Here is a 10,206-nt window from a genome sequence, read left to right as displayed (position 1 = left end):
CGCCTTCTTGACGTCGTCAATCTCTTCGGTAAGCACGCCGAACATGTCGACCTGCCCCACCGCCTGCGCCTTGGCGTGCTGCTCGGCGGCCCGCATCGCCTCCTCCAGCGTCGCCATCAGGGCGGCGCGGTGGGGGCCGAGCCGATCCATGGCGCCGGAGAGGATCAGCTTCTCCATCACCCGCTTGTTGAGCTTCTTGATATCGACCCGGTTGCAGAAGTCGAACAGATCGCGGAACGGGCCGTCCTGATCCCGGGCGCTCAAGATCGCATCGATGGGGCCTTCACCCACCCCTTTCACCGCCCCTATGCCGTAGACGATATGACCGTCTTCGTTGACGCTGAAGCGATAGCGGCCGGTGTTCACATCCGGCGGGATCACGGTGAGCCCCATCCGCTGGCACTCGTCCACCAGGGTCACGATCTTGTCGGTGTTGTCCATATCGGCGGTCATCACCGCCGCCATAAACTCGGCCGGGAAGTGGGTCTTGAGCCAGAGGGTCTGGTAGGAGACCAGCGCATAGGCGGCAGAGTGGGATTTGTTGAAGCCGTAGCCCGCAAACTTCTCCACCAGATCGAAGATCTTCATCGCCAGTTCGCCGTCGACGCCATTCTTGACGGCACCCTCCTCGAAACCGGCTCGCTGCTTGGCCATCTCCTCGGGCTTTTTCTTACCCATCGCCCGGCGCAGCATATCCGCGCCACCCAGGGTATAACCCGCCAGGGTCTGGGCGATCTGCATCACCTGCTCCTGATAGAGGATGATGCCGTAGGTCGGTTCCAGAATCGGTTTCAGGCTCTCGTGCTGCCACTTCTCGTCCGGATAGGAGATCGCTTCATTGCCGTGTTTGCGGTCGATGAAATTATCCACCATGCCTGACTGGAGCGGGCCCGGTCGGAACAGGGCCACCAGTGCGATCATATCTTCGAAGCAGTCGGGGCGCAGCCGCTTGATGAGATCCTTCATGCCGCGGGATTCGAGCTGGAATACCGCTGTGGTCTCGTAGCGCTGCAGCAGGTCAAACGACTTCTTGTCATCGATGGGGATGGCGGCAATGTCCACCGGCGGCTTGCCCTCTTTGGCAAGACGCGGGTTTATCATGCCGAGCGCCCAGTCGATGATGGTGAGCGTTCGCAGACCCAGGAAGTCGAACTTCACCAGACCGGCGTACTCCACGTCGTTCTTGTCGAACTGGGTGACCGGGTGATGGCCTTCGTCATCGCAGTAGAGCGGCGCAAAGTCGGTGATCTTGGTGGGTGCGATCACCACGCCACCGGCGTGTTTACCGGCGTTGCGCACCACCCCTTCGAGGCGACGAGCCATGTCGATGAGGTCTTTGACCTCCTCATCCTGCTCGTAGAGTTCGGGCAGCTTGGGCTCGGCCTCGAATGCCTTGGCCAGCGTCATCCCTGGATCCGGCGGGATTAGCTTGGAGATGCGATCCACAAAGCCGTAAGCGTGGCCCAGCACCCGGCCCACGTCCCGCACTACTGCCTTGGCCGCCATGCTACCGAAGGTGATGATCTGGGAGACCGCATCCCGGCCATACATGTCGGAGACGTGCTCGATCACCTCATCGCGTCGGTCCATGCAGAAGTCGACGTCGAAGTCGGGCATGGATACCCGCTCGGGGTTCAGGAAACGTTCGAACAGCAGGTCAAATTCCAGCGGGTCCAGATCGGTGATCTTGAGGGCGTAGGCCACCAGAGAGCCTGCCCCCGACCCCCGGCCCGGACCAACGGGGATGCCGTTGTCCTTGGACCACTGGATAAACTCCATCACGATGAGGAAGTAACCCGGGAAGCCCATCTGGTTGATCACTTTCAGCTCGACATCGAGACGCTCGTCATACTCGGGACGGCGCTCGGCCCGCACCGCCGGATCCGGGAACAGAAACTCGAGACGCTCCTCCAGACCCTCTTTCGACTTGGCCACCAGAAAATCTTCGGTAGTCATGTCGCCAGTCGGGAAGTTGGGCAGGAAGTACTCGCCAAGACGCACCGTCACGTTGCAGCGCTTGGCGATCTCCACCGTGTTCTCCAGCGCCTCGGGGATGTCGGCAAACAGCTCGGCCATCTCCTCCTGACTGCGCAGGTACTGCTGGGGGCTGTAGCGACGGGGGCGGCGTTTGTCCATCAGGGTATAGCCATCGTGGATGGCGACCCGGATCTCGTGGGCGTCGAAGTCATCGGCGTTGAGGAACACCACCTCGTTGGTGGCGACCACAGGCAGCTCGAACTCGGTGGCGATGGCCACCGCCATGTGCAGGTAGACCTCTTCGTCGGGTCGACCGGTGCGCAGCAGCTCGAGGTAGTAGGCATCGGGGAAGTGGGTCTGATAGAAGGCGACACACTGCTCGGTAATCTGCCGGTTGCCCTTGAGCAGGAACTTGCCCACATCCCCCTCGCGGCCACCGGAGAGGACGATCACCCCCTTGGCATGCTCGGCGAGCCAGCTCTTGTCGATAACCGGACGACCCTGCACGTGGCCGCGCTGGTAACCGCGGGAAATAAGCAGGGTGATGTTCTGGTAGCCGTCGTTATCCATGGCTAGCAGGGTGAGACGGAACTGCTCGTCGCCGAGCTCATCGCTCTGCACCCAGAAGTCGGCACCGACGATGGGTTTGATCCCCTTGCCGTGGGCTGCGCCATAGAAGCGCACCAGACCACACATGTTCATCTGATCGGTCAGCGCCAGCGCCGGCATGTTGTTGGCCGCCGCAGCCCCAACGATGGGGTTGATCTTCTGCAGGCCATCGACCATGGAGAAGTCGGAGTGGACTCGCAGGTGGATAAAACGGGGTTCAGCCATCGTCATCTCCTCTCACTGCTCAAACTAAATGGCATGGTCTACTCGATCCCCAGTGCGCGGCGCACCGGTTTGAAGCTCTTGCGATATTCGGGCAACGGGCCACGCTCGGCCAGAATGGCGAGGTGCTCAGGCGTAGGGTAACCCTTGTGGCGGGCAAAACCATATTCGGGATGACGGCTGTCCAGCTCGGTCATCTCCGCATCGCGGGTCACCTTGGCGAGGATCGAGGCGGCGCTGATGGCGGCCACCAGGCTATCGCCCTTGACCACGGCACGCGCCTCCATCGGCAAACTTGGGCAGCGGTTGCCATCGATGAAGACCAGCTCGGGGGTGACCTTCAACCCCGCTACGGCGCGCTGCATCGCCAGCATGGTCGCATGCAGGATGTTGAGCTCGTCGATCTCCTCCGGAGTCGCACGGCCGATGGCGAAGGCCAGCGCCTTCTCCTTGATCTCGTCAAACAGAGCGAGGCGCTTCTTCTCAGAGAGCTTCTTGGAGTCGTTGAGCCCCGCGATCGGATTGGCGGGATCGAGAATGACCGCAGCGGTGACCACGTCACCCACCAGGGGGCCACGGCCCACTTCGTCCACACCGGCAACCAGCTTGTCGTCAGGAATATCGATCATCATCTTGTAGCCTTGAATCAAAACAGGCCCCGTGGGGCCTGACAGGGGTCGACTGGCGCGGCATCACCGCTCGGAAAACGGATTAACGGGCTGCGCGGCGCAATCGACGGTCCGAAATAGCGTTATCTGCCGAGCAGATCCGCCACCGCATCGGCGGCCTGCGAGTCGGCATTGCAGCGGATCAGCTGGTGCAGCTCGGTGAAGGTGTTGACCAGCGCACTGTTGTCGTGCTCGAAGTACTTGCTCACCTCTTCCACCAGATTCTCCGGGGTGCACTCGTGCTGGATGAGTTCCGGTACCAGCATGCGACCGGCCAGCAGGTTGGGCAGAGAGACAAATTCGGTCTTCACCAGTCGCTGGGCCAGCCAGTAGCTGAAGGGCTTGAGCTTGTAGCCCACCACCATCGGCTTTTTCACCAGCATGGCTTCGAGCGCTGCGGTGCCGGAGGCCAGCATCACCACGTCGGCGGCAATCATCGCCTCGCGGCCCTGCCCTTCCAGCAGCACCATGTCGAGACCCGGTGCTACCTCGGCCTTGATGGCCATAAACTGCTCGCGCCGTTTCTGGTTGACCAGCGGCACGATAAAGCCGAGATCCGGATAGCGCACCGTCAGGTGTTTGCACGCCTCGAGAAACAGGGGGGACATAAAGCCCACTTCTGCGGTGCGGCTGCCCGGCAGCACTGCCAGCCAGCGGCGATTGGCATCGATACCGAGATTGCGACGCACAGCAGCCTGATCCGGCACCAGCGGAATATCATCCGCCATAGTGTGACCGACAAAACGGCAAGGGGCATCGAAACGGTCGTAAAAGGCTTTCTCGAACGGCAGGAAGGCGAGCACCATGTCGGTAGCGGCCTTGATCTTGTGAATGCGGTTCTGGCGCCAGGCCCACACAGAGGGGCTGACATAGTGAACCGTCTTGATACCGGCGCGGCGCAGTTTCAGCTCCACTCCGATATTGAAATCCGGTGCATCCACGCCGATGAAGATATCGGGCGGATTGGCAATAAAGTGGCGCAGCAGTTCGCGACGAACCTTGAGGATGCGCGGCAGACGGCCAAGCACCTCGGTGATCCCCATGACGGAGAGCTCTTCCATCTCGAACAGCGCCTTGACGCCGAGGGCCTGCATCCGCGGCCCGGCGATCCCTTCGAACTGCGCATCCGGGTAGCGGGCCTGCAGCTCGCGCACCAGACCGGCAGCCAGAATGTCGCCGGAGACCTCTCCGGCGACGATACCGATACGAACCGGATCAGGCACGGATGATCCCGCGCTCGTTATCTTTGAGGAAGTCCACATAGAGCTGGACGGCCGGTTCGGCTTGCGCCATCTCGATCAGCACCGGCAGCACCTCTTCGATGGTCTTGCCGGAGCGGAAGATCTCTTTGTAGGCACGCTTGACGGCAGAGATGGCCTCGGCGCTGAAACCGCGGCGACGCAGACCTTCAGAGTTGACCCCGAAGGGCTTGGCGTAGTTGCCGGCGGCCATCACGTAAGGAGGCACGTCCTTGTTCAGGGCGGCGCAGCCACCGACGAAGGCGTGGGAGCCGACGCGGCCGAACTGGTGAATGGCGGAGAGACCACCAAAGATCACGAAATCACCGATCACCACGTGGCCCGCCAGGGTCGCGTTGTTGGCGAAGATGCAGTTGTTACCGATGATGCAGTCGTGGGCAACGTGAACGTTGACCATGAACAGGTTGCCGCTGCCCACCTTGGTCAGGCTCTGATCCTGAATGGTGCCACGGTGGAAGGTGCAGTTCTCGCGAATGACGTTGTTGTCGCCAATCTCGAGGAAGGTGCGCTCACCGGCGTACTTCTTGTCCTGGCAATCCTCACCGATGGAGGTGTGCTGGAAGATCTTGTTGCCGCGACCAATCTTGGTCGGGCCCTTGATCACCACATGGGAACCTACCCAGGTGTTGTCACCGATTTCCACCTCGGCGCCGATGACAGAAAAGGGGCCGATTTCAACCCCTTTACCGATCACGGCAGACTCATGGACGATGGCAGTATCGTGAATGATGGCAGTCTGGTCGATCACGTGTGTTAAACCTCGCGTTTGGCGCACATCAGCTCGGCGGTACAGACCACTTCACCGTCGACGGTGGCGACACCGGTGAACTTGGCAATACCGCGACGCTCTTTCAGGAACTCCACGTCCAGCACCAGTTGGTCACCGGGGCCGACCGGGCGCTTGAAGCGAGCGTTGTCGATTGAGGCAAAATAATAGAGTTCGTTGGGAGACGGCTTGCCCACCATGGTAAAGGCCAGGATACCGGTGGCCTGTGCCATCGCTTCCAGGATCAGTACGCCCGGGAACACCGGCTTGGCCGGGAAGTGCCCCTGGAAGATCGGCTCGTTGAACGAGACGTTCTTGATGGCACGCAGAGTTTTGCGCTCATCGCTGATCTCGTAGTCGTCTACACGATCCACCATCAGAAACGGATAACGGTGGGGCAGCAGATCCATGATTTCCTGGATACCCAGGCTCTTCTTTTCAGTAGTCAAAACAGTACCCTATACCAATCGTGATTATTCTTGATCCAGCTTCTTCTCAAGCTTGCTTAACCGCTTGTGCATCTCTTCGATGCGCATTACCCGGGCGGCGGTCTTGCGCCACTCTTTATTGGTTTGCAGAGGGATGCCGGAAGAGTAGACACCGGGCTCGGTAATGGGTCGCATCACCATGGCCATACCGGTAACGGTGGCCTGGTCGCAGATCTCCATATGCCCGTTAAAGACGGAAGCGCCGCCAATGATACAGTATTTGCCGACCTTGAGACTACCAGCCATCACGGTAGAGCCCGCCACGGCGGTGCCGTAACCGATCTCTACGTTGTGGGCGATCTGGCACTGGTTGTCGATGATGACGTTGTCAGCGATGCGGGTATCTTCCAGCGCACCGCGGTCAATGGTGGTACAGGCACCGATCTCGACCCGGTTGCCAATGGTCACACCGCCGAGCTGGGGGATCTTGATCCACTCGCCACGCTCGTTGGCATAACCGAAACCATCGGCGCCGATCACTGTGCCGGATTGAACCAGACAGTCGGTACCCATGGTCACATTGTGATAGAGGGTGACGTTGGCCCACAGCCGGGAGCGTGCTCCCAGCCGGGTATTTTTGCCAATAAAACAGCCCGGGCCAATGCGTACATCGTCACCCAGCACGACGCCGGATTCGATCACTGCATTGGCGCCGATGGCCACTCTCTCGCCCAGTTGCACGTCAGCCGCGATAACGGCGCTCGGATGGATATCCGTGGCCGGCTGCGGGGTGGTGTCCAGCAGTTGGGCTACCCGGGCAAAGCCCACATAGGGGTCTTTGAGCACCAGGGCATTGGTGGGACAAAATGGCAGATCCGCTTCTGTAATGAGCACGGCGGTCGCCTTGCTCTGCTCCAGATAGTGCCGGTACTTTTTGTTGGACAGGAAGGTGATATCCCCCTCCCCGGCCTTTTCCAGTGTCGCTACCTTGCGGATTTCCAGGGTTCCGTCGCCATGGACCTGGGCCCCCAGTTGCTGGGCCAGCTGTGCGAGAGTGAATGCCATCAATTAGTTGCTCTTGCTTACCTGAGAAATAACCTGGCCGGAGATGTCCAGCTTGCTGGCGGCATACGGGGCGGCATTGCGCTCCAGCACCAGATCGTAACCATTGCTCTTGGCGATGGAATCGATGGCAGCCTGTACCTTGGTCAGGATCTTGTTGCGCTCTTCGGACTGACGGCGGCCGTTGTCCTGCTCAAAGGCTTGACGCTTCTGGTTGAACTCCATCTGCAGCTTGGCCAGCTTCTCCTGGTTCTGCTTCTTCTGCTCGGCGCTCATGAAGGCTTCATCCTTGCGGAACTTCTCGACCAGCTTCTGGCCTTCCTGTTCCAGCTTCTGCAGCTCACGCATGCGCGGCTCGAATTCACCTTTCAGCTTGGCTGCAACGGCTTCACGCTGGGGCAGCTTTTGGAAGACTTCGCCCATATCAACCACGGCGATCTTGGTCTCAGCGAAGGCAGAACCCATGCCGGCAGCCATCAGTGCAAAGCTCAAACTAGCTACTTTCAACGCTTTATTCACACTTACTCCTTGTTCCCTCATGGCGAGGGCTACCTGATTTACCCGATTATGCAAGCGGCGTTAAGACCGTCTTGTTACCTGGTGAGGCACGCATACCGCGCGTCCCATCATTGAAGACCCCCACCGCATGGGTGGGGGTGAAACTCTGCTTAGAAAGTACGACCGATGTTGAAGGAGAAGAACTCGGTACGATCCCCTTCGTATTTCTTGATCGGCTTGGCCAGGGCGAACACCAGCGGGCCCATCGGCGAGAGCCACTGCAGGGAGACACCAGCAGAGACCCGGATATTGCCCGGGCTGGAGTAGTCTTGACTCACATAGCTACAGTTGGCATTACCGCTGGGATCGCAGGTATAAGCACTGTTAGCAAAATCAGTGCTCCAGACGGTACCTGCATCAATAAATGCGGTGGTACGGATCTGCGGACGGTAGGTCTCGGAAACGAACGGGGTCGGGAAGACCAGCTCGAAGGAGGCAACCGCCAAGGCATTACCACCGACTGAAGTATCCGAGCCTTCGTAATTGCCAGTAGGTTCTGGTGCTTGACAAGAGGTTCCAACACAAACCGGCGGCTTATAGGTCGCGTAAATAGCCTTGGGACCAATGGTATTGCTCTTGAAGCCACGTACCGTATCGAAACCACCGGCATAGTAGTTTTCAAAGAACGGCAGCATGCTGCTATCGCCATAGCCGTTACCGTAGGAGACGCGCCCCTTGCCGATCATCACCCAGCTATGATCCGCATCGAGCGGGAAGTAGTGGGCATCTTCGGCAGAGAGTTTGTAATACTGCAGATCCATGCCAGGAATAGTGATTTTGCCGTTGACACGCTGACGGTCACCAGCGGTCGGGAACATCCCCTTGTTCAGAGTGGAACGGGTCCAACCAGCGGTGAGATCAACAGTCACGAAATCAACACTATCCTCACCCTTGGCATAGAGATCCCAGAACTGATCCATCTGTACTGACTGACGATTATCATTCCACTGGTCGTAGCAATAAGTATTACTGGACGTTGGTGGATTGTCCCTGATGCACTCTTGGAATTTGTCGTTACTAAAGGTCGGCCGACTCAACTTGGAGCTTTCAATACCGGTACTGAAGTCGAGACGGTTGAACTCGTTGACCGGGAAGCCGCTGGAGAGACGGAAACCGATGGTTTCGTTCTCGTAATCAACGATATCGGCATCATCGGCGCGGAACTGGTTGTAGTAGACCCGACCACCTAGGCTGACACCATCCACGGTAAAGTAGGGGTCGTTGTAGCTCAGATCGACGTTCTTGGAGTAGTCGTTGGTGCTGGCGTTGATGGAGACCTTTTTACCGGTACCCATAAAGTTGTCCTGGGAGATCCCCGCCTGCAGGCTCAGACCCGATTCGGTGCCGTAACCGATACCGGCGTTGATGGAGCCTGCTGGCTGCTCCTTGACCTTGAAGTCGAGGTCAACCAGGTCATCATTGCCCGGCACCCGCTTGGTGTCCACTTCGACGCTCTCGAAGTAGCCAAGACGGTTGAGACGGCTCTTGGACTGCTCGATGTTGTCGGAGGAGAGCCAGGTGCCCTCCATTTGGCGCATCTCGCGACGCAGCACCTGATCTTCGGTGGTGGCGTTACCGCTGAAGTTGATATTGCGCACATAGACACGGGGGCCCGGCTCAACGTTGACGATCAGCTCCACTTCCTTGGTTTTGTCATTGATCTGCGGGAAGGTGACCACTTTCGGATAGGCGTAGCCGTAACGGCCGAGGAACTTGGAGAGCACCTCTTCGGTATGAGTCACCTGACTGGCAGAGTAGGTGCTGCCGGCAGCAATCGGGATCAATCCCTTCATCTCGCCACCGCGATCGATCAGGTCACCCTTGAGCTGGACACCGGAGACCTTGTACTGATCCCCTTCCTTGATGTTGAGGGTGACATAGACGCCCTTCTTGTCGGGGGTCATGGAGACCTGGGTAGACTCCTGCTGGAAGCGGATATAGCCGCGATCCATGTAGTAGGAGCGTAGGGTCTCGATATCACCGGCCAGTTTTTGCTTCTGATAGCGCTGGTCGGCGGTAAAATTCCACCAGGGCACTTCGTCGCGCAGGGAGAGTTGGGCAATCAGCTTTTCTTCAGGGAAGACGCTGTTGCCGACGATGTTGATCTGCTGGATCTTGGCCGCTTCACCTTCCACGAAGGTGAACTTGAGGTCGACCCGGTTGCGCGGCAACGGGGTGACGATCGCCTTGACCTTGGCGGAGTATTTACCCACGCCATAGTAGAAATCTTCCAGTCCCTTCTCGAGGGAAGTGAGCACGGTGCGATCCAGCGGATCGCCCACACGGATACCGGAGGACTCCAGACTCTGGGTCAGTTGCTCCTCTTTGATATCCTTGTTGCCAGCAAACTCGATGCTGGAGATGGTCGGACGCTCCTTGACCATCACCTGCAGCACCTGGCCGTCACGGTAAACCTTCACATCCTCGAAGTTACCCGAGGCATAGAGCTTTTTGATGGCGCTGGCCAGAGCCACGGAGTCGACGGTATCACCGACCCGGATCGGCAGGTTCAACAGTGCGGCACCCAGGGTCACCCGTTGCAGACCTTCGACCTGGATATCTTGCACCACAAAAGAGGCAGGGGCCGCCTGGGCCAGGAAACTGGCACCCAGCAGGCAACTCAACACCAATGCTTTTTTAACAGCCATTTTGTTCTT

The 10,206-nt window shown here is 58.9% G+C and carries 8 protein-coding genes; all 8 read right to left on the bottom strand.

Going from position 1 to position 10,206, the window contains the following annotated elements; genetic code table 11:
* A partial coding sequence (gene dnaE, locus AB5Y92_RS03135) for a DNA polymerase III subunit alpha (RefSeq protein ID WP_368225520.1) occupies positions 1-2,811 on the bottom strand: 2,811 nt, incomplete at its 3' end.
* Between the two features lie 38 nt (positions 2,812-2,849).
* On the bottom strand, positions 2,850-3,440 hold the full coding sequence (gene rnhB / locus AB5Y92_RS03130; protein ID WP_164537522.1) for a ribonuclease HII: 591 nt from the start codon (positions 3,438-3,440) through the stop codon (positions 2,850-2,852).
* Positions 3,441-3,559: 119 nt separating this feature from the next.
* On the bottom strand, positions 3,560-4,699 hold the full coding sequence (gene lpxB, locus AB5Y92_RS03125; protein WP_040098041.1) for a lipid-A-disaccharide synthase: 1,140 nt from the start codon (positions 4,697-4,699) through the stop codon (positions 3,560-3,562).
* Positions 4,692-5,483, bottom strand: coding sequence for an acyl-ACP--UDP-N-acetylglucosamine O-acyltransferase (gene lpxA, locus AB5Y92_RS03120; RefSeq protein ID WP_204380785.1), 792 nt, complete (start codon positions 5,481-5,483; stop codon positions 4,692-4,694). Before lpxA ends, lpxB begins: the two co-directional genes overlap by 8 nt.
* Positions 5,484-5,488: 5 nt before the next feature.
* Positions 5,489-5,950, bottom strand: a complete 462-nt coding sequence (fabZ, locus tag AB5Y92_RS03115) for a 3-hydroxyacyl-ACP dehydratase FabZ (protein WP_005338559.1) — start codon at positions 5,948-5,950, stop codon at positions 5,489-5,491.
* A gap of 24 nt (positions 5,951-5,974) precedes the next feature.
* Positions 5,975-6,994, bottom strand: coding sequence for a UDP-3-O-(3-hydroxymyristoyl)glucosamine N-acyltransferase (lpxD, locus tag AB5Y92_RS03110; RefSeq protein WP_088869967.1), 1,020 nt, complete (start codon positions 6,992-6,994; stop codon positions 5,975-5,977).
* A gap of 3 nt (positions 6,995-6,997) precedes the next feature.
* Positions 6,998-7,510, bottom strand: a complete 513-nt coding sequence (locus AB5Y92_RS03105; RefSeq protein ID WP_368225517.1) for an OmpH family outer membrane protein — start codon at positions 7,508-7,510, stop codon at positions 6,998-7,000.
* Positions 7,511-7,659: 149 nt separating this feature from the next.
* Entirely contained in the window at positions 7,660-10,197 is a 2,538-nt protein-coding gene (bamA, locus tag AB5Y92_RS03100; RefSeq protein WP_368166498.1) for an outer membrane protein assembly factor BamA, read from the bottom strand.
* Between the last annotated feature and the right edge of the window lie 9 nt (positions 10,198-10,206).

It is taken from the genome of Aeromonas sp. R1-1 (assembly GCF_040908495.1).
GTDB lineage: Bacteria > Pseudomonadota > Gammaproteobacteria > Enterobacterales > Aeromonadaceae > Aeromonas > Aeromonas veronii.
Note: the sequence above shows the minus strand (reverse complement) of the source record. Positions and strands in the feature narration are given on the sequence as shown.